The sequence below is a fragment of the Photobacterium sp. R1 genome, assembly GCF_054600795.1.
The window spans coordinates 317,047-338,447 of record NZ_BAAHZP010000006.1 but is presented as its reverse complement, the minus strand read 5'-3'; the positions used below and the strand labels follow the sequence as shown (position 1 = coordinate 338,447).

Annotated in this window: 18 protein-coding genes; 10 read left to right on the top strand and 8 right to left on the bottom strand. The window is 50.5% G+C overall.

Going from position 1 to position 21,401, the window contains the following annotated elements:
* Positions 1-385 precede the first annotated feature (385 nt).
* Both ACYP03_RS12790 and ACYP03_RS12785 read right to left on the bottom strand, forming a co-directional pair.
* On the bottom strand, positions 386-775 hold the full coding sequence (locus tag ACYP03_RS12790; RefSeq protein ID WP_248140581.1) for a DUF805 domain-containing protein: 390 nt from the start codon (positions 773-775) through the stop codon (positions 386-388).
* A gap of 105 nt (positions 776-880) precedes the next feature.
* Positions 881-1,783: a LysR family transcriptional regulator gene (locus ACYP03_RS12785; protein ID WP_330959843.1), complete on the bottom strand. Its 903-nt coding sequence runs from the start codon at positions 1,781-1,783 to the stop codon at positions 881-883.
* A 272-nt stretch (positions 1,784-2,055) separates the two neighbouring features.
* Between ACYP03_RS12785 and ACYP03_RS12780 the strand changes: the two genes are divergently transcribed.
* Entirely contained in the window at positions 2,056-4,872 is a 2,817-nt protein-coding gene (locus ACYP03_RS12780) for an FAD-binding and (Fe-S)-binding domain-containing protein (RefSeq protein WP_459780188.1), read from the top strand.
* Between the two features lie 238 nt (positions 4,873-5,110).
* Here the strand turns inward: ACYP03_RS12780 and ACYP03_RS12775 are convergent, their stop codons facing one another.
* Entirely contained in the window at positions 5,111-6,742 is a 1,632-nt protein-coding gene (locus tag ACYP03_RS12775; RefSeq protein ID WP_330959288.1) for a methyl-accepting chemotaxis protein, read from the bottom strand.
* A gap of 662 nt (positions 6,743-7,404) precedes the next feature.
* On the opposite strand from ACYP03_RS12775, the gene ACYP03_RS12770 reads away from it, so the two are divergent.
* The 7 genes from ACYP03_RS12770 to ACYP03_RS12740 all read left to right on the top strand — a co-directional run bounded on the left by ACYP03_RS12770 (position 7,405) and on the right by ACYP03_RS12740 (position 13,774).
* Entirely contained in the window at positions 7,405-8,223 is an 819-nt protein-coding gene (locus ACYP03_RS12770; RefSeq protein WP_248140584.1) for a phosphate ABC transporter substrate-binding protein, read from the top strand.
* 94 nt (positions 8,224-8,317) lie between these two features.
* Positions 8,318-9,229 (top strand): phosphate ABC transporter permease subunit PstC, encoded by a 912-nt coding sequence (gene pstC / locus ACYP03_RS12765; RefSeq protein ID WP_248140585.1) that lies wholly within the window; start codon positions 8,318-8,320, stop codon positions 9,227-9,229.
* A gap of 5 nt (positions 9,230-9,234) precedes the next feature.
* Positions 9,235-10,122, top strand: coding sequence for a phosphate ABC transporter permease PstA (gene pstA / locus ACYP03_RS12760; RefSeq protein WP_248140586.1), 888 nt, complete (start codon positions 9,235-9,237; stop codon positions 10,120-10,122).
* Between the two features lie 17 nt (positions 10,123-10,139).
* Complete coding sequence (gene pstB / locus ACYP03_RS12755) at positions 10,140-10,889, top strand: phosphate ABC transporter ATP-binding protein PstB (RefSeq protein ID WP_248140587.1); 750 nt, start codon at positions 10,140-10,142, stop codon at positions 10,887-10,889.
* 239 nt (positions 10,890-11,128) lie between these two features.
* Complete coding sequence (locus ACYP03_RS12750) at positions 11,129-11,506, top strand: hypothetical protein (RefSeq protein WP_459780183.1); 378 nt, start codon at positions 11,129-11,131, stop codon at positions 11,504-11,506.
* A 92-nt stretch (positions 11,507-11,598) separates the two neighbouring features.
* Positions 11,599-13,239 carry a mechanosensitive ion channel family protein gene (locus ACYP03_RS12745; RefSeq protein WP_459780180.1) on the top strand — a complete coding sequence of 547 codons (1,641 nt, stop codon included), beginning with the start codon at positions 11,599-11,601 and terminating at the stop codon, positions 13,237-13,239.
* Between the two features lie 100 nt (positions 13,240-13,339).
* Complete coding sequence (locus ACYP03_RS12740; RefSeq protein WP_248140590.1) at positions 13,340-13,774, top strand: META domain-containing protein; 435 nt, start codon at positions 13,340-13,342, stop codon at positions 13,772-13,774.
* Between the two features lie 48 nt (positions 13,775-13,822).
* Here ACYP03_RS12740 and ACYP03_RS12735 read toward each other — a convergent pair whose 3' ends face one another.
* The gene (locus ACYP03_RS12735) at positions 13,823-15,502 is read right to left on the bottom strand and encodes a CHASE domain-containing protein (RefSeq protein ID WP_459780178.1); all 1,680 of its coding nucleotides are present in this window, start codon (positions 15,500-15,502) and stop codon (positions 13,823-13,825) included.
* 214 nt (positions 15,503-15,716) lie between these two features.
* On the opposite strand from ACYP03_RS12735, the gene metR reads away from it, so the two are divergent.
* On the top strand, positions 15,717-16,628 hold the full coding sequence (metR, locus tag ACYP03_RS12730; protein WP_248140592.1) for an HTH-type transcriptional regulator MetR: 912 nt from the start codon (positions 15,717-15,719) through the stop codon (positions 16,626-16,628).
* A gap of 53 nt (positions 16,629-16,681) precedes the next feature.
* On the opposite strand, the gene ACYP03_RS12725 is transcribed toward metR, so the two are convergent.
* Both ACYP03_RS12725 and ACYP03_RS12720 read right to left on the bottom strand, forming a co-directional pair.
* The gene (locus tag ACYP03_RS12725; protein ID WP_248140593.1) at positions 16,682-16,870 is read right to left on the bottom strand and encodes a DUF4250 domain-containing protein; all 189 of its coding nucleotides are present in this window, start codon (positions 16,868-16,870) and stop codon (positions 16,682-16,684) included.
* 161 nt (positions 16,871-17,031) lie between these two features.
* Positions 17,032-17,703: a hypothetical protein gene (locus ACYP03_RS12720; RefSeq protein WP_459780176.1), complete on the bottom strand. Its 672-nt coding sequence runs from the start codon at positions 17,701-17,703 to the stop codon at positions 17,032-17,034.
* Positions 17,704-17,933: 230 nt separating this feature from the next.
* On the opposite strand from ACYP03_RS12720, the gene ACYP03_RS12715 reads away from it, so the two are divergent.
* Complete coding sequence (locus tag ACYP03_RS12715; protein ID WP_330959284.1) at positions 17,934-19,157, top strand: GGDEF domain-containing protein; 1,224 nt, start codon at positions 17,934-17,936, stop codon at positions 19,155-19,157.
* An 82-nt stretch (positions 19,158-19,239) separates the two neighbouring features.
* On the opposite strand, the gene ACYP03_RS12710 is transcribed toward ACYP03_RS12715, so the two are convergent.
* Positions 19,240-19,530, bottom strand: a complete 291-nt coding sequence (locus ACYP03_RS12710) for a hypothetical protein (protein ID WP_459780173.1) — start codon at positions 19,528-19,530, stop codon at positions 19,240-19,242.
* 78 nt (positions 19,531-19,608) lie between these two features.
* A complete protein-coding gene (locus ACYP03_RS12705; RefSeq protein ID WP_459780171.1) occupies positions 19,609-21,273 on the bottom strand; it encodes a S1 family peptidase in 1,665 nt (554 codons plus the stop codon).
* Between the last annotated feature and the right edge of the window lie 128 nt (positions 21,274-21,401).

Sequence of the window (21,401 nt, the reverse complement as noted above, 5' to 3'; positions counted from 1 at the left end):
TTTCAGCCCATAATCATAACCATCTGTTTCTATAAACTTTTATCATCTGATAAAACATCCCATTCAGCGACAGTGTATCCACATCTGAAAAGCGACATCGAACTGCCACCGCCATCTGCCACCACACGCATCAGGCACGCTACCGCCCATAACTCTGAAGTCACTGAACAAAATAAAATTACAATTATCACCACACTTTTCAGTTATGGGGCAGTTTTCACTAAAAGGCATATTCGGGATTGCATATCTGTGCTTTGGGGCAAAGTTCTGAGGGGATAGAAAAAAGAAGAGATGAGGTTGGCAGCTGTCGCACCGACGCCATGCCAATGTTCAGGAGACTTGCGCCTGGAGCAGGATGAGAATGTGTAGGAAGCAAACTAGCGACTTACACCATCATTTGACCCATATCGTTGTTTTCTTTCGGGTTGGGGCCATATTCGTTGGTGCCGGGTTGGCCGTCCTGCACAAAAAAGTAAAGTAAAACGAGAAAGCCCAGAACCGGGATCAGGCTGAGCAGCATCCACCAGCCAGAGCGGCCAATGTCATGTAGACGCCGGATGCCGACAGCCACCGAGGGTAAAAGTACAGCCAGTGAATAGACTCCCCCGAGCAGCCCGGTACCATCTTCCGAGCCGGGGGTATTGAGCAAATGATCGACAATGCCCAACGCCAATGTAATCACCAGATTAATCAGGAAGAAGTACCAATACTCCTGTCGCTGAGCACGTCCTGCAAAAACCGCGTACTTTTTGAGTGCGTAAAGATACCAGTTCATCTGACTCCCTCTGGGCAATTGACCTTTCAGGCATGTCTCATTACGAGCTGATGGACACTTACAGTCTAGTATAGAGGCAGATCACAAATTTACCGGGCAGCTCATTTAAAAATAATGAGAAATCGCCTGATAAGCCTGACGAATATGCTCGATCAGTAAACGAATTTTTTGTGATGGCTGGCGTGTGAACGGGTAAACCGCATAAATTCCCAGTTTCTTGCCAACCTGATTGGGTAACAAATCAATCAAAACGCCCGACATTAAATCGTGGTACACCAGACATCGCGGCATGTATGCAATCCCATAACCGGCCAAAGCTGCCTTTCGGAGCGCGGCGGCATTGTCCGTCGTCAGATTACCGCGGACTTTGAGCGTATACCCTTGCCCGTGTTCATCCAGAAACTCCCATTCTGCTGCGCCAGTGCTCTGATAGGCATATTGCAGACAATTCTTGTGCAACAAATCTTCAGGCTTCCGGGGCTTTCCTTCCCGGCGGCAGTAATCGGCCGAGGCACAGACCACCCATTGCGAATCAATCAGATGGCGGGCAATCAGACTGGAGTCTTCCAGATAGCCGGTACGAATGACGAGATCAAATCCCTCACCCACCACATCCACAAACCGGTTTTCCATCGACATCTCAACCGTGATCTTCGGATGCTGCTGACAAAAACCGGCCACAGCTTCGGCCAGTAAGAGTTCACCTGAAATCGTCGGGACAGACATCTTCACGTGCCCGCTCAGGCTTTCGCCAAAACCACTGACGGCATCCACGGCCTCGGCTGCCGCCTGTTTGACATGTTTTGCCCCCTGATACAGCACTTTTCCGGCTTCACTCAGCCGGATACTGCGCGTGGTGCGAAACAGCAACTGAACGCCCAGTTCGTTTTCAAGCCGGGCGATATGCTTACTCACCACGGAACTGGTGATCCCCAGGTTATCTGCAGCTTTGCTGAAGGAGCCGTCTTCTACGACCTGTACGAACAAAATCAGATCATCGGTCTTTATCATCTGGATTCATCAACTTTTGGAATGAATGTTTTTCATTACATTCATTTATTGCCAAAAAATAAAGCGATAGTGTTCACAACCGTTTCACATGGATGAAAACAAAATGCAAACCTGGGATCCCAAACACCCATTCCTGTTGCAGGCACGCTAGACTCAAAATCAGCACCAAATATCCATCTGATTCATAAACAAAAGATTTTCTCAGATAACAAAAAGACTCTGACCCAAAAACAACTGAGCAAGGGCACCTGAGCAAAGGCAGATCAATCATGACGAACAATGATCAACAACTGATTTCCCGGCTGACACAGTTCCTCACCCCAGAACAAATCATCACCGACGAAGCCAAGCGGCTGGCTTACGGTACGGACGCCAGCTTTTACCGCATGGTGCCCAAGGTCGTCCTCCGGCTGCATACACTTGAAGAAGTCATTCAGGTGATTGGCCTGTGTGCCGGGCTGCACATTCCCTACACTTACCGGGCAGCAGGCACCAGCTTGTCAGGGCAGGCCGTCTCCAATTCTGTGCTGATCACCCTGAGCGATCAGTGGCGTCATCATGAAATTGAAGATGAAGGACAGAAAATCACGCTGCAGCCCGGTGTGATCGGGGCTGACGCCAACCGTTATCTGGCCCCTTTTGGCCGGAAAATCGGACCGGATCCGGCCTCTATCAATACCTGTAAAATCGGCGGGATTGCGGCCAACAACGCCAGCGGGATGTGCTGCGGCACCGCACAAAATTCATTCCGTACGGTAAATGGCATGACGATTGTGCTCACCGACGGCACCGTGCTGAATACCCGGGATGAAGCCAGTAAAGCTGCGTTCCGGCAAAGTCATGCCGATTTACTGGCGGGAATCGCGGCACTCAGAGAAACCGTCGAATCCAATGCCGACCTGAAAGCACGAATCAGTCATAAATACCGGCTGAAAAACACCACCGGCTATGCGCTCAATGCCCTGACCGACTACAGCGATCCCATCGACATCATCGAACACCTGATGATCGGCTCCGAAGGCACGCTGGGATTTATTGCCGATATCACCTACAACACCGTGATTGAGCATCCGCACAAAGCATCCACCCTGCTGGTGTTCAGCACGATTGAACAGGCCAGTGAAGCGACTTCTGTGCTTGCAAAAACACCGGTCTCTGCAGTCGAAATGATGGACGGCCGCGCAATGCGCTCTGTCGCTGATAAGTCCGGCATGCCCGCCTTTATGACCGAGCTTGATCTGGAAGCCGCAGCCCTGCTGGTCGAAACCCGGGCCGGTACAGAGCAAGACCTGATGAACCAATGCCAGAAGGTGATGGAAAGTCTTGCAGATTTCCGGATTATCGAGTCCGTTCCCTTCACGACCGAGCCGACAACGGTCGATACCCTCTGGGCCATCCGGAAAGGGATGTTCCCTGCAGTAGGTGCGGTGCGGGAAACCGGCACCACAGTGATCATTGAAGATGTCGCCTTTCCGGTTACGGATCTGGCCCGTGGCGTCCGCGACCTGCAGGCTCTGTTTGACCAGTTCCATTATGATGAAGCCATTATTTTTGGTCATGCGCTGGAAGGAAATCTGCACTTTGTGTTCACTCAGGGCTTTGAGGCGCAAAGTGAAATCGACCGTTACGGCGCTTTCATGGATGCTGTCGCAGAACTGGTCGCGGTGAAATACCAGGGGTCGCTCAAAGCCGAACATGGTACCGGACGAAATATGGCGCCCTATGTCGAGCTTGAATGGGGCAAAGACGCGTATCAGCTGATGCTGCGGATCAAACAGCTCTTTGACCCTCAGGGGTTACTGAACCCGGGCGTGATCATCAATGAAAACCCGCTTGCCCATATCACGCACCTGAAACCCATGCCCGCCGCCGATCCATTGGTGGATCGCTGCATTGAATGCGGCTTCTGTGAGCCTGTCTGCCCGTCCAGAACCCTGTCGCTGTCTCCGCGGCAGCGGATTGTTCTGTACCGCGAGCTGCAGTATCGCAGGCGCAGCGGACAAACGGCGCAGGCAGCTTCGCTGGAAAAAGTCTTCAACTATGAGGGCATCGATACCTGTGCAGCCACCGGCTTATGTGCTGAGCGCTGTCCGGTAGGGATTCATACCGGCGAGCTGGTCAAAAAGCTGCGCACTGAAAAATACCGGCGTTTTACGCCGATTGCCCGGTGGACCGCCAATCATTTCTCGACCACCACGCGACTGGTCAAAACGGGTCTGGGCGCTGCGCATGCGCTGGAGTCCATGCTGGGAGAGCCGCGAATGCTCGCGCTCAGTGAACACGCGAGAAAATTTACCCGGGGTGCCACCCCGCAATGGTTGCCGGAACTGCCGGTACTGAATCGCCACCAGCTCGGTGATGCTGACAGCACTCAGAAACATGGCGACAAAAAAATTGTCTACCTGCCGTCGTGTGCCAGCCGTGCGATGGGACAGCAACCGGATAATCCGGAAACCCGCCCCCTGACGGAAGTGACAATGTCACTGATAGAGAAAGCCGGATTTGATGTCATCATCCCGCCGCAGGTGAATGATTTATGCTGCGGCATGCCCTACGACAGCAAAGGCATGGCTGAACCGGCCCGCCAAAAGATAGAGCAGCTGGAAGCATCACTCTGGCAAGCCAGTGACCACGGCAAGTATCCGGTGCTGATTGATACCAGTCCCTGTGCCAAGCGCAGTCTGGAGCACTTCACCAAACTGATGCATGTTGTCGAACCCGTTGGTCTGGTTCTTCATTATTTACTGCCTCATCTGGCGCTCAAACGGAAGCAGGAAACCGTCATGCTTCATATTACCTGCAGCAGCCGCCGGATGGGCCTTGAACATGAGATGGTCGAACTGGCAAAAGCCTGTGCCAGTCAGGTTGTGGTGCCGGAGCATATTCAGTGCTGTGGCTGGGCCGGTGATAAAGGATTTTCCACACCGGAGCTGAACGCTGCCGCGCTGGCGCCGCTGAAAGCACAGGTGCCAGATCACTGTACCCGGGGATTCAGTAACAGCCGTACCTGTGAGATTGGCCTGTCACACCATAGCGGGATTCCCTACCAGTCGATTCTCTACTTAGTCGATGAGGTGGCCAGTTGACCCGACGGCCGCATAGCAGATATCAGATGTGCTGTTTTATTTTCTATCAATAGTGGTAGGCAGCGCCCATTTCTCACCGTTAAGACAGTCAGGGGGAGCCGTGACCACTAAGATCAGTAATGCCTTTAGGTCTTACAACTAGCGATGAAAAAACCCGCCTTGGGGTACCAATGGCGGGTTTCTTATTTCGGTTTTTGTTTAGGTTATTAGATAATCAGAAATTCGCTTCTCCGCTGTTTCAGGACACCCTGAAGAAGCTGACCTGATCCTTCACTTCCTGGCTGACCCGCTGCATGTCATCACTGCACTGAACCGTGTCAGAAGCAATCGAAGACGTCTTATCCGACAATGCCTGCACCGTATGAATGTTCTGACTGATGTCTGCAGCCACGGCGCTCTGCTCTTCCGCTGCCGTTGCAATTTGCTGGGTCTGTTCATTCACCTGGTGGATCATATTCATGATGTCATCCAGCAGCTGATTCGTTTCGGCCATTCTGGATTCGGCCTGATCGGCTTCCGTGGTGCTGTCAGCCATCATATCAACCGCACTGCTGCATGCCTGCTGCAGCTGAGTCAGCATCTGCTCAATTTCATTGACTGAGGTTTGTGAGCGCTGCGCCAGTCCGCGCACTTCATCTGCAACCACCGCAAAACCGCGGCCCTGTTCACCGGCACGGGCAGCCTCGATGGCAGCATTGAGCGCCAGCAGGTTTGTCTGCTCCGCAATCCCGCGGATCACTTCCAGAATGCTTTCAATTTTTCTCGATTCGCCATGCAGCTCATTCACAACGCCCGAGGTCTGCTGCAGGGTTGCCACCAAACGTTGCACGACTGACTGCGTGTGATTGGACGATTCAATGCCCCGCTCTGCCAGCACTAGCATCTGATCTGAAGCCCGGGCAGAATCTGAGGTGTTCGAAGCAATACTCTTGCTGGTGGTCGACAGCTCTTCAATCGCCGTCACCGCCTGAATGGTGTGCTCCGACACTTCACCGGCAGCGACCTGAATATTATTGTTGGCTTCCTGCAAAATGTGACTGTTTTCCGCAACCAGTACGCTGGAGCTGACAATTCCTTTCACCGTATTCTGTAAACGATGCACCGTACTGTCGATCGCGCTGCTGAGCTGGGCCACTTCATCCCGGCCCTGAACATGAGACAGCACATCCAGATGACCGCTTGCCAGTGCTTCTGCCGTGGCTTTGACCCGGCTGATCCCGTTCACCAGACCCCGGGCGATCCACTGACTCAGGACAAAAGCCATCACCACCGCCAGCACAATCGAGATGTAAAACACCATGTTGGCATCATTGATCGCTTTAACTGTATCGTCATTGGCACGGACAGCGTTCTCCTGACTGGCCTGCTGAATTCGGTCAAACTGTAAGTTCAGCGCCGCATAACTGTCCACAAATGCCCGGAAGACCGCATACGGGGCCTGATGATTCGGGGCACTTTCCATGTCGTTGACAAATTGCTGTGTATTCTTCTGATAGATATTGAGTTTGGTTTCAAACTCAGTGAACAATGCCGGATCACCGCTGTAATCGTGTTTGAGTGTTTTTACTAGCTCAGGAGTCTTTGCACTGTTCTCATCAATGATGGCGCGAAACTCTGGGACCTGCTCCGTGAGACCCAGCAGATAGACGACCTGCAGCCCCCTGACATTCCCGATGATGTCGGCCTGTGCCTGGCGGATCTGCCCGATCAGCAAAGAGACCTGATAATTGTGCTGGTAAAACTCACTGAAATTTCGGCCAATCCGATCATTGGCTGACTTAATAAAAAGCATTGCAACCACAAACAGCAGGGAAACAGCACTACCTAATACGAGAATTTTGTTACGAATGGATAAATGACTCAGCTGCATCGAAGCATCCCAACAATCAATTGATGTTATTTTGTGCACCAACTATTCACAAATTGGATACTAAAGGCAATAAAATGCGGCATAGGAATGATAGAATGTCCCTCGGGCTCAAATTTTCTTATAAAAATTATCGGTTTTCTTAATTCCGACTTGAATATCGGACAATGATTTGCTTGATCATTGTATACAAAAAATGCATATGCATCGCGCTGATTACATGACAGCATACGGCTTACGAGCCTTGCTGCTCCTGGATATACAGTGCATATAAGATGAGGTATCAGCCACTTTGTTACTGGTACTGCGTCGCTGGTACTTTGTGGCAGGTACTTTGTCGCCGTCGACGCATAACTGCCCTGCCGTTCAGCAAAGTTCCGGAAACAGCGATGCCCGAGGGTCAGGGATGGCCGAAAGGCGGGAGGTGGATTCCAAAAACAAACGCCTTTTTTAGAATAAAACATTCCTTTATGGGATAGTTTAAGAACATTTCGTAATCTAAGATTCCACATTCATACCCTTTCTCCCTGATTTTCAGCCACTTAGCGTTGTCTTCATAGAGTGTTCAATAAACTGCAACAAACCTGTCATAAAACTCTCCTAACCTGTGCCTCGTTCGTTAAACACTGATTGGCAATTTCGCCAAAATCGAAAGGATTAGGAAAATGAAAGCAAAGGTTCTCGGCGCAATCGCACTGGCAGGCTCAATGGTTTTCAACCCGGCTATGGCGGCTGAAACAATCTCTGTCGTAGGTTCTTCTTCTGTGACTCCTCTGATGGAAGTATTCGGTGAAACTTACGCGAAATCACACGATGTTGTCGTTGAAGTTCAGGGCCCTGGTTCTTCTGCAGGTATCCGTGCTGCGCACGACGGTTCTGCTGACCTGGGTATGAGTTCACGTGATCTAAAGTCTTCTGAAGAAGCACCAAACATCAAGGAAGTGGTCATTGCACGTGATGGTATCGCTGTGGTTGTTCATAACTCAAACCCAGTGAAAAACCTGACCAAAGAACAAGTTTCTAAAATCTACAAAGGCGAAATCAAAAACTGGAAAGAAGTGGGTGGCGAAGACAAGCCAATCGTTGTTGCGACGCGTGACACCGCTTCTGGTACTCGTGGTGCATTCGAAGAAATCATGTCACTGCAAAAGAAAGTGAATGGTAAGAAAGTATCTGCGATTTCTCAGCGTGCTCAGGTTGCCAGCGGTAACGGTCAGCTGAAAACCATGGTTGCCAGCAACCCATTCTCAATCGGTTACATCTCTCTGGGTTCAGTCGACAGCTCTGTAAAACCTCTGGCAATCGACGGTCACCAACCATCTGTTGAAGCGATTAAAGCCGGTGATTACGGTGTTCAGCGTCCATTCCTGGTGGTTTACAAAGAAGGTCGTCCTTCTAAAGCTGCGCTGGATTTCCTGGACTGGATTAAAACTGCAGACGCTCAGAAAATCGTTGCTGCAAAAGGCTTCATCGCAACTCACTAATTTGCAAAACTTTTATGTCCGGTCTGATTTCAGGCCGGACATTTCGATTCCTCAGTACCTGAATGTTTTGGTTCAGTGTCTGGAGTAAGAAATAATGACCATCGCGAACAATTTTGAAAGCGCCAACAACAAATCCCCGCTGCCCGCAGCGGAAAAAATCGACTGGCGTGAACTCTTCTTCAAGTATCTGTTTCTGGCAAGTGCCGTTCTGGGCATCTTGTCTCTGATCACCATCGGCTACTTCATCTTCCGTGAAGGCTATGCGGCTTTTGCAGAAGCTGGCGTGGCCGGTATTGTGCTGGGTGACGAATGGCTGCCACCTGCGCTGTTCGGTATTTTCCCGATGATCGTGGCTTCCGTCGTTTCAACCGCCGGTGCCGTGATTCTGGGTGTACCAGTCGGGGTCATGACAGCGATTTTCATTGCTGAAATCGCCCCGAAACGCCTGTCGGACATCATCCGTCCAATGGTCGAGCTGCTGGCCGGTATCCCTTCCGTGGTTTACGGTTTCTTCGGCCTGGTGATTATCGTGCCGATGATTCAGAACGTCTTCAACGTTCCTGCCGGTAACACTGTGCTGGCCGGGATTATCGTGCTGGCAGTCATGATTCTGCCCACGGTGATCACGGTTTCAGAAACCTCGATTCGTGCGGTGCCCCGCAGCTATAAAGAAGGCTCGCTGGCACTGGGTGCTTCGCACATTTTCACGATTTTCAAGCTGCTGGTTCCTGCTGCCCGCTCAGGCATCATGACCGGTGTGATTCTGGGGATTGCCCGTGCACTGGGCGAAACCATGGCCATCATCATGGTGATGGGGAACTCCCCGGCGATGCCGCAAGGTATTCTGGATTCCGCACGGACACTGACCGCAAACATTGCGATCGAGATGTCATACGCGACCGGTATCCATGCAAGCGCACTCTACGCGACCGGCATTGTCCTGCTTGTTTTCATCATGGTGCTGAATGCAGCGCTGCTCTACCTGAACCGTGAGCGTGCGAGGTAATCACAATGAATTTATCGACTTCGAATATGATCCAAAAGGCAGGAAACCCTGCCAGGCAACAACTGAAAGACAAGATTTATCTGGGCCTGATCTGGACATGCGCCACGATCACCGTCGGATTCCTGCTGTGGGTGGTCTGGTACATTCTGAGCAATGGCCTGGCCTATGTCGACTGGACCTTTGTTTCCAGCAATTACACCACTCTGGGCGAAGAGTCAGGCATCTGGCCGATGATTGTCTCCACCATTTATATGGTGCTGGCTTCCATTCTGGTTGCTGCGCCACTGGGCATCATGACTGCGATTTACCTGACCGAATACGCCCGAGTGGGCAGTCGTCTGGTGAAAGTGATCCGTTTCTGTACCGAGTCACTGGCGGGTATTCCGTCAATTATCTACGGTCTGTTCGGGATGACCTTCTTCGTGGTCGTGCTGGGCTTTGGATTCTCGATCCTGTCCGGCGCACTGACCCTGAGTATCCTGATCCTTCCAGTGATCATCCGGACCACAGAAGAAGCGCTGATGGCTGTGCCGCAAACCTATCGTGAAGGTTCATACGGCCTGGGTGCTTCAAAAATTTACACCATCTGGCGTCTGATCCTGCCAAGTGCAATGCCAGGTATCGTTACTTCTATCATCCTCAGTGTAGGTCGTGTTATCGGTGAATCAGCGCCGGTCTTCATGACAGCAGGGATGGTGGCGCGTCTTCCGGAGAGTCTGCTTGACTCCGGCCGAACGCTCACCGTTCACCTGTATAAACTGACCCAGGAACTCTACACCATTCATGAATGGCACCAGGCTTACGCCACCGCCACCATTCTGATTGTTGTGGTTCTGGTCATTAACCTGTTTACCAAGCTGATTGCAAAACGCTTTAACACTGCGACTTACTGATTTCGAGGAAAGACAAGATGAACAAATTCAACATTGAAAATCTGGACCTGTTCTACGGCGAAAACCAGGCACTGAAAAAAATTAACCTGCCTATTCCAAACCGTCAGGTTACCGCATTGATCGGCCCTTCAGGCTGCGGTAAATCAACGCTGCTGCGCTGTCTGAACCGGATGAACGACCTGATTGAAGGCGTCAAAATCAAAGGCAAACTCACCATGGACGGTACAGACGTCTATGGCAACATCGATGTTTCCAAGCTGCGGATCAAGGTGGGCATGGTATTCCAGAAGCCAAACCCGTTCCCGATGAGCATTTATGAGAACGTGGCCTACGGCCTGCGTGCACAGGGCGTCACGGATAAGAAACAACTGGACGAAGTGGTTGAGCGTTCACTGCGCGGTGCCGCGCTGTGGGATGAAGTGAAAGACCGTCTGAAGTCTCACGCGTTTGGCCTGTCTGGTGGACAGCAACAGCGTCTGTGTATTGCGCGTACCATTGCGATGGAACCGGAAGTTATCCTGATGGACGAACCGACTTCTGCACTGGACCCGATTGCAACCAAAAAAATTGAAGACCTGATGGAATCTCTGAAGAAAGATTTCACCATTGTCATCGTCACCCACTCCATGCAGCAGGCGCGCCGCATTTCAGACCGCACTGCCTTTTTCCTGATGGGTGAACTGGTGGAACACGATGATACTTTTGCCCTGTTCAACAATCCGCGTGACGATCGTACCCGCGGTTATGTGAACGGTGACTTCGGCTGATTCACCCGAAATCAGCAGTGTTCAGCTCAATTGTTCCCGGCAGGCTTTGGCCGGTCTTCCCGGGAACAACCGGATAATAATAGCGATGGTAAACACTTGCCCCCTTTTCAGGGGGCTTTTTTTGTTCTCATTTTTTACTCGTGCCTGACATATGAATCAATAGCCGGACATAGACTCCAAATGAACACTGATTAATTCCCTGAAAGCCAGAACCATGGCCCAGCTCTACAGGTGAAATGATGCAAAAGAGTCATGAACTATCACAAGCAAAGTCCTGGATTGACATGCTCTCAGCTATGGATGCTAAACCTAAACTTACTGGCATTCTCCAGTCTTCAAGAGTCATCACCCAACAGCTGGCAGCATTCAGCCGGCTGCATCATCTGATGGCCTTTGCCTATACCCGAAAAAGCCACCAGCAGTTGCTGGCCGAGACCATTGCTGCGTCTGGCTGCGACACCCTGATCTGTGATCAGCACCACTACCCTGCGCTCTGGTATATGCTGCGTCAGGTGAAACGCCCTATGCTGATTATTCTGAATCAGGAACTGTGGACCCCTGACTGGTGCTGGCAGTTCAGCCATCATCGGTTTCTTTGTCAGCAAGATCTGCTTTAAAAGCATCCCGATCATCCACGAATCACATCGCGGTACGCCTGTGACCGTGATGATCTGTCTCTAGCTGTCCGCATGAATCCGGAATCCATTCAATGATACGCACGCTTTTACTCCTTTTTACCTTCATCACTTTCAGCTTCAGTGCTCTGGCAGAACCTGAAGTCACCCGGTCGAAACTGGACGATCTCGCCCAGCTCAATCAGGAAGTCATGGAACTCTACCAGGCCAGCCAGTCGCGTACCGGCTCCACCCGGGATGTCCTGCGTATGCAGGTGCTCAATAAAAATAACGACCTCAGAGACCAGCTCGGCCAGCTTATCAGTGCCCCGCCTGATGGCTCAGAAGGCAAACTGATTGACTATGTGAAGCATCAGGTCCGCTACACAAACGCGACGACAAAATATCTGGCTCAAAAGATTAAAACAGATGAGAAGACACTGGACAGTGCGCCTCAGGAAGAACAGCTGCTCAAGCAAAAGCAGCTGGATGAAGAGCGCCAGCTCTCCGTCGAAATGCTGGGAGACCAGTGGACAAACTACAACTGGCTTGAGCAGCTGAGTATCAACACTGACAGAGACAAAGCCAGACTGGCCAAAGATATCAGTGAGCGTCTGGCGTTTGTGTCGGCGTCACTTGAGTACAATAACCAGCAGGAAAGAATGCTGTCAAAGCAGCTGAAAGACGCCTCGGAAAGTGAACAGTCTGCACTGCAGCTGATGCATATTCTGGCGCAGCGAAAAGTGTCCAGCGACATTGATCGTCTGAACTATCTGGTCAGTCTGGGTGACAAAGTTCAGATAGACACCTCCGGCTATAAAAAACAGCAATTTGAAGTGACCGGTGACCTGACCAACGATATTCTGAATTTTCAGGTGATTTACTCGATTTTTGCCACCTGGTCCGGAAACCTCAAAAGCTGGGTGGTCGACTACGCACCGCAGGTGCTCTTCAAGATTTTCATCTTTATTCTGGTCATTCTGGTTTTCCGGTTACTGAAAAACCTGACCCGCAGAGTTGTGAAGCGTGCAGTCTCCTCGCCGAACCTGCGGATGTCGCAGCTTATGCAGGACTTTTTCATTTCAATGTCCGGCAAGACGGTGTTTTTCATCGGTCTGCTGATTGCCCTGTCGCAGATTGGCCTGAATCTGGCCCCGGTACTGACCGGTTTCGGAGTGGCGGGTGTGATCGTCGGTTTCGCGTTGCAAGACACACTGTCGAACTTTGCCTCCGGCATGATGCTGCTGATCTACCGTCCCTTTGATGTCGGAGATTTTGTTGAAGCGGGTGGTGTTTCAGGAAAGGTCAGCCATATGAGCCTGGTGAATACCACAATCCGAACTTTTGATAACCAGATCATCATTGTGCCGAACAGCAAGATCTGGGGCGATACCATCAAGAACGTGACTCATGAGCGTGTACGGCGGGTGGACATGGTCTTCAGCATTGGATACCACGACAGCATTGAGCAAGCCGAAGCCGTTTTACACGATATTATTGACAGCCACCCGGCTGTTCTGCGGGCCCCGGAAAAAACAATCAAGGTTCATACCCTGAATACTTCATCCGTGGACTTTATTGTCCGCCCTTGGGTAAAAACAGATGACTATTGGGATGTGTACTGGGATGTCACGCGGGCGGTCAAACTCCGATTTGATAAAGAAGGACTGACCATCCCTTTCCCGCAACAGGATGTGCATTTACACATGGTTCAAGCGGAAAATCTCAACTCGTAACCAACAGCGCGCAATTCACTTCTACAATAAATTGAGTTGCGCGCGGAATTTTTTGTCTCGACGAAAGTCAAAAATACTCAAATCCATCAGGGGAAAAACAATGAAAAAACACCTGCTGACCGCAATGGGCACTGCCCTGTTGTTATCTGCCTGCGCCGGAACAGGTGGCAGTACCGCCTCTCAATCGTCAGGCGATCTGACTCAGTATGAATGGGAACTGACGAAAATCGACAGTCAGGCTGTCACTGTACCGTCCATGGGCGCCGTTCCGACGCTGGGCTTTGAAAATCAAACGATGGCACATGGCCATTCCGGCTGTAACCGCTATTTCGGCAATGCCGAACTGAAAGACGGCCAGTTCCGCATTGAAAAAATGGGCATGACCATGATGGCCTGTCCTGAAGATGCGATGAAACTGGAGCAAGTGATGAGTGACACGCTGAGTCAGTGGAGTAAAGCGGAATTGAAAGGCAATACGCTGACCCTGTCGAACAGCCTGCATACGCTGACGTTCAAAGCGACCCAGCCTCTGTAATCTCAGTCCTTTTTTTGTCTGCCTGATCCCAGGCAGACAATTTATCTATCAGCTGAGTGCCTGCTCAGCTGATGTTTCCCCTTCACGCTGATCCGCACATATCTTATTGAACCCTTCTTCCTGAGCGCGGCTGAGTAATGCTTCAGTCTGATGGAACAGGGCTTCTGCCGTCATCTCCCGGGTTTCAAACACCGTCAGAACGCCGACCGATACCGTCAGGTATGGATTGGCACTCATTTCCGTGCTGGCAAGATTCAGTCTTTCAGCCGCTGAACGCAGCTGTCGTGCGACGACTTCCCCATTATTGGTGTTCGGTAAGACTGCAGCAAACCGGTCGTCATCCAGACGCGCCATTTTATCTCCGGGACGTTTCAGGGTCCGGTCCAGCTCATTGGCCAGCATCCGCAGGCTCGAATCCAGCATTTCAGCAGAACACTGTCTGACAAAGTGCTCATAGTCGTCGATCTCAATCACCAGCAGTGCCAGCGGTGTTTTTTCCCGCCGGGCAATCCGGACCGTTTTATCCAGCTCCTCCTCAAATGCACGCTGGTTGGCAATCCCGGTCAACGGGTCGACCCGGCTCATGCGTTCCAGTTTTTCATTCACAAGAAGCAAACGGTCATTTTGCTGATTGAGGTTATCCAGATACACCTGACCGCGTTGAAACACAAAAAAGCTCACCAGTGCGGCCAGTGCAAAGAACGCATTGACGCCAAAGAACACCCACCACGGCGTTGATGCCTGGTGACTGGTCACATAATCCTGCAGCGGAACCGCTTCAATCACCCAGCGACGACCACCTTTACTCAGCACCTGGTGGATATACCGGTAGTTTTCAGCATAGTGTTTTGCCAGTGCATCCGGCGTGAGTGCTTTCTGAACGTAGTGGTAACGCTTCTGCTGACTGACCAGCCCGGTTTCAGCTTCCGGCACCAGACTGAACACCACGCGATGGCCCGAAGGCGCCAGCGTGTCAATCAGCGTCAGTGAAAAAGCGTTGGCCTCACGGGCGCCGGAAGACGATAAAAAAATTTGTGCCGGATTAAAAACGCCGCCCACGAAGCCCAGCAGGCTGTCCTGCCGTTCGACAGAAGTCATGGGCTCCGGAAATTCATACACTGGCAACAGGCTAAGCACCCCTTGCGCCTCGACGTTATTCTGGTGTATCTGCAATGGCACGGTCAGCTGCAGCTGACCGCTGTCACGGGCGCGCTGTACGGCTTCAAAACGCAATGCATGTGATCCTAAGTCATACCCCATCACCGCTTCGTTCCCGGCGACCGGTTCCACATAGTAAACCGGGTAGTACAGGCCCCGGTCTCCGGCTGCCACACGCGCGCCGGAAGCAACCTGTTCGGTGATGACATAGCCCGGCAGCCAGGCACTGGCCTCTGATTCATGCGCAGAACGCGCCTGATGGTCCACTTCAGGAATCCACTCAAGGGCAGTGATTGCCGGATAACGTTGCAGGATTTTGCCGGTCAGGGCCTGGAAGCCCTTGGCATCAGGAATACCCTGCGTATCCAGGTTCAGTTGCAGGGAATATAAAGCTTCGAAATGACTGTTGATCGCCTGGATAAAAGCATGCGCCGTTTCCGTTACATCCGACTGAAACTCCCGTTCGAGCCGCTTCGTTTCCAGGTGAGAAAAAATGAACAGCAGGACCACGGATAACAGCATCCCGGCGGCGAGCAGTAAACTGATAAAGGTAAGGCGTTGTCGCTTCATTGATTTCCCTTACACACGCTACATTCCATTCGGCCTACCCCTATTTGTATGCGAGTTACATGATATTTGCCAATGAGTGATCGGAATACGGATCCAAGATCAATATGCGGCAGTCTTTCAGGCCAGATGTAATCATTTATAGACGTCTGGATGTTTACACTTCTCTCAAGAACCAGTACCCTGATTCACAGAAAACTTCAGGGACTGAGTGAACATGATCGAGATTAAACACCTTCGCACGTTAGCGGTACTGAGAGACACCGGATCCCTGACCGCAACAGCCAACACGCTGTGCCTGACCCAGTCAGCACTGTCCCATCAGATTAAAGATCTGGAACAGCGCATCGGTGCCCCGCTTTTCCTGCGAAAAACCCGCCCGGTGAGATTCACGGCGGAAGGAGAGATTCTGCTCCGGCTGTCGGATGATCTGATCCCCCGCATTACACGGGCAGAACATGAACTGGCGAATTTGAAGGAAGACGCCAAAGGCCGTCTTCATATGGCAATAGAATGCCACTCCTGCTTTCAGTGGCTGATGCCGGCGCTGAAGGAATATCAGATCCACTGGCCGGCCGTCAGTCTGGATTTTTCTTCCGGTTTCAGTTTCGAACCGATTCCGGCTCTGGCAGCCGGTGAATTGGATCTGGTGATCACCTCCGATATCAACCCGCGCGCTGAAGTTCACTATGAGCCCTTATTCGACTTCGAAATGCGTCTGGTGGTTTCGCCGCAGTCACCGCTGGCTGAACTGAGCACCATCAAACCGGCTGACCTCGCCAGCCAGACCATGCTGACGTACCCGGTTCATAAAAGCCGCCTGGATGTGGTGAAACATTTTCTGCAGCCAGCGGGGATTGAACCAATGGTATGGAAACAGGCCGACAACACCCTGATGCTGGTTCAGATGGTATCTGCCGGTCTGGGGGTTGCCGCCCTGCCAAACTGGGCGATTCACGATTTTGCCCGGCAGGGACTGATTGTCAGCAAACCACTGGGCAAAGGGTTATGGCGCAGACTGTACGCTGCGGTCCGGGCTTCAGAACGGGAACGGCACTATCTTCAGGCATTTTTTGCCACCGCCCGCCAGCAATGTCAGACCCATCTTGAAGGCATTAAAGCAGCCTGACCCATGAAAGACGACGGGCGCCATTTCCGGCGCCCGTCACACTGACTCACTGATTATTTAAACTGATTTGAGATTGGATCATATCGGTAGCCCAGCGACGCCATTTTTTCTCTCAGCGCGTTCTGATCCAGTTCATACCGGGTTGAGAGTTCCTCAATCGTATCGCATTCCAGCCGCAGTCTTTCGTTCACGATTCCCAGGACAATGTTGGCATCCATGTTCAGCAGGTTTCTGATTTCCACAGTCCCTCCTTCGGCGACAGCCGTCCGAGCACCAGCAAAAGGGAAATGGCTTCCCCCACAATGCATCTCAATCAGAATGATTGACATGACCTGTTATTAGCATAGACGCAGACGCTGGTATCTCACCAACAGAGCACCATCCGTAACTTTCAAAGCCAACCTTAAAAGAGGGAAAGCTGCAGACCGGCCGAAACTGTCAATAAGAACGATGCACAGGCAAGCTGCCAGACATGAACGGTTTTCCCCAGAACAATGTGGCCGACCCAGACCAGCTGCGCAGCAATCAGCAGCAGCAGTGCCGCACAGATAACCAGCAACTGATTTTCAACAGCGGCCTGAGGCAAGGTGTACAGCTGCCACAGCATGAGCAAGACCGTCAGCATGGCACTGACCAGACCAGCCGCAGGTAACAGGCGATGAAATGCCTGCAATCGGGTCCGGGCACGGGTCAGCAGCAAATGGGCTAAGGAAGATCCCAGCAAAGCAACCGCAACCAGGCTCATCCCGGATACAGGTAATGTCAGTGAAGGCAACAACAGCAACCAGTTCAGCAATGCCGCAGCGCAGGAGGTATACAGCACCCACAACGGACCGGCATCGCGGGTTTTGCCGGTTTTCACCTGAAAGGTAAACCAGGCTAATGTCAGTAACGGCAGCAGCGCAGCTGGCTGACTCGCAGTCACCAGAACCCAGCCAATCAGCAGCACCGGCAGGGTTTTATGGATTCGTCCCCGCTGACCCGGGCATATTTCCCCCTTCGTCAAAACCAGAGACAGAATGAGCTGTGCCCCAAGCAGGGCAGGAATCAAAAATGTGGTATAGGCAATATTCATGACAGGCAAACAACGAAGACACTGATAAGGCGCGAATTATATCAGAAGGCTGCCGGAAATACCCAGTGCTCATATTTTGTACACCAAACGCGGTTTCACATGTGTTATATGAACCAGGATCACGGTTTTGAGCCGCATCATGTAGAATAATTGTCCAATTATAAAAATAAAGGACGATTAGCGTCTGTTTTTCATTACAAAAACAGATGTCAGATGAGCTGGAAGCAAAGATGATATCAACCTATAACCATTTTTACAGGCATTTGTGCCATTCCCTCAGGCTCTATGTCCCGGATTTATGGAGTGCGAAGGCGCACACCCAAAATTTCCAGAACACCCGAAGCGGTTATCTGCGCAGCCGCATCTCACTGCTTGCTATCGTCTGGGCGATCCTGATCATCGCCTGGATCCCGTTTGATTTCTTTTATCTGAAAACCGGAGAAGATATCCGCATTGCCTCCGCACGGCTGATTCTGGCAACATTTCTGATCCTGGTTGCGCGGCTGAATGAATCTCACACCACCCTGCGCCAGTCGCAATTCTGTATGGTACTACTGGTCACCGGGCTGAACCTGTTTTACAGCTATTCCATCTGGGTCCTCGGTTTTCCGAAAGTCTACAGCGGATTTGAATACGGCTATACCCTGCTCCCGATATTGCATGTCGCGATTCTGACGATTTTACCGATCACCCTGAAAGAAAGCCTGTGTTTACTGGCGATCACCGCGATTACGGAAATGAGCGTTGATGCGCAGGCAGGCAGCATACAAACCCCGGAAACACTCGCCAATTACTGGCTGCAAAATATTCTGGCCGTCATTGTGATCTGGTCACAGCTCTCGAAGCTTTATATGCTGATGCGCCTTTACCGTCAGGCAACACTGGATCCGCTGACCGGTATTTACAACCGTCGCATGCTGTTACAGCAAGCCCAGAAAGCACTCGATATTTGTCAGGCAAAACGGCAGCCTTTCGCGCTGCTGCTGTTTGATATTGACCGGTTCAAGCGAATCAACGATACCTGGGGGCATGGTGTCGGAGATAAAGTGCTTCGGGGCTTTGCCGAGCACCTTCAGCAATCCTCCCGAAAAACAGACTTGTTCGGGCGCTATGGCGGTGAAGAGTTCATCCTTTGCCTGCCGTTTTGCGACACTTTAACGGCCCAGAAAATTGCAGGCCGGATGTTGCAAGACATCCGGGAGTTATCATTACCGACCGATATCGAAGACACTCATATTTCCGTGACTGCCTGTATCGGCATCTCCGCCTACACACCGGGTGACAGCCTGATGACCATGATCGACAGAGCCGACCGCGCACTGTACGAATGCAAAGATGCCGGCCGGGACTGCTTTCGTTTTCATCCCCACGGTTATCAACCTGCCAACCATGACCGGAGAACACCACTTGAGGCACGTACAAAGAAAACCCCAAGGGTTGCTGTCGTTGATTAGGGGGATGAACCTGCTCACTTCCCCCTGAAATCATCATTTTGTTACTTGTGGGGGAAGTCAACAAAAGTCACTCAGTGAGTGTTTATCGCTTACCCAGTTTTCGACGAATTTCTTGATAACTTTCAATCATAAACTTGATCAAACCACCCTCTGGATAAGAATTATTATACTCATCCAGCGCATAAATATAATTCGATCGGAACTTTTCCACCGCTTCTTCGGGTGTTTTTGCATAAATGACATCGTCTTCAACTTCAAAGCCTGATTGCAACAGCTGCTTCTTTTCTGCTAAATACGTATCACTTTCCATATTGATATAGGTAAACTCCCTGCGCTTGGAATCGGGTATACAAAAAAACTGATATTTAGCCACTCTTCATTTCCATTTTCAGTGATAAATGCAGCGACAACCAAGCAGTGATGTCACGACTTGGCTGATATATTTAAGAGATTATTGATGTCGAGAGCGACGTATCCAAACCAAAAGCAATAACAGAAATACTGCTCCGAAGTCGATACTACCACCACCTCTTTTACTGTTGTTATTGGCTCGCATCAGATCAAGCGTTTCACGCAGAAGATCATATGTGAGCTTTTGATGTTTGATATCAGTTACGCTGACGTGGCTATCTGATTCATTGCTATATTGATGTCTGTGATATACCAGACGAACAATATTACTTTGATTATACATCTCAATCGAGTGCGAACCTCGGTTAAAGATGTCACCTAAATTACCGCCTCGCATCGTTTGACTTTCTTTACCATTCACATAAATAGTCAGTGAATCGAGAAACTCATGAGAATGCACCCAATAATTAAACGTCAGCTCTCCTCTTGGCAGGCCTTCTAATACCAGCTCTGAGACTTGATCTTTTTCAAGAGAACTTGTACTTCTCAGATTTTCTCCACTGACTTGCCAAACATTGCCATTATCGTATGCTTTGTGGCCAGGTAATGTGGATAAATAATCAGTAACCTCTTGAGGCGCATCCTGCAATGCATGATAGTCGAGCCAAGCAGCAACTTTACCTTCCCTGAAATCATCCGAGTCAAATTCCAGCTGAACTCTACCCTGTTTGAATCTTGGAATCAGATAAGATATTTGGATGTTACACTCAGCACCGGGTTCTAAATCACCACTACATTGGTCTTGACTTGAATCAATATAGCCAAGTTCCATACCATCTACAGTCACTTTAGGGTTATTGAGCCGAATCGTATTGTCAGAGTGGTTCGTCAACGTAAAAGTATGGGAGTAGTTACCCATTTTAATGATGCCGAGATCTTCACTTTGACGATAAGAGAGCCCTTTTGTGTGATCGGAAATCCAATCACTGTAATAACTGACTTTGGTATACACACCAGGATAAATACCACATCCTCTGCCCCAGCTCACGATTCCCATTTGTCTGGGACCATCATTCGTGTCGAATATAATTGGACCACCACTGTCGCCCATACAAGTATCTTTACCCGTTTCTCCCGCGCAAAATACACCCTCCCCCAAATTTTGGTAACTGCCGGGCAAGTTTTTGCATTGCGTCAGTGGAACAAAGGGAACTTCGACTTGATGTAAAACAGGAGAACTATCGCTGCCTTCTCTCCGAGTCGGATCATATTGGCGATAGCCAAAGCCAATCGCTGTGAGCCCAAATCCCGCTTTCAACTCCTCAAAATGATTCAGATTCGCTAACTCTATGCGTGACTTTCCTAGCGCTCGGGTTAATTCAAGAATTGCAATATCATCGCCTTGGGCTTTGGAAGAAATTTGATAATTTTTATGCAGGTAAATATGTTTGATAGAGACACGCTCGGCTGGTGATAAGTTATTCATATCATAAGCACCAATCACAACTTCAGCATCGGTTGGCTTTAACCCCTGAACACAGTGAGCAGCGGTCAGAACATATCGATCGCCTAAAAAGCTGCCGCCACATAAGGCGTCATTTTTATTCGGCCGTGTTAAAGCGACCATAAATGGCCATGCGTTTAATTTCGCTTTGTCACCACCAATAATTCGGCTAGTTATGTCAGATTCCATTCCAGAAGCAGCAAAGGAGAACGATGCCAGCAAGAGTGCTCCAATCACTCCTGATAAATAGAATTGCTTCATAGATACCTCAAAAATATCCCACAGCCTTCGTGGGAACGGTACCATAGCATGATTGATTCAAAAGTAAATCAAAGAGATTTAGGCGTGAAAATTTTTACGATATGTATACTTTTATAAAACAAATCTCT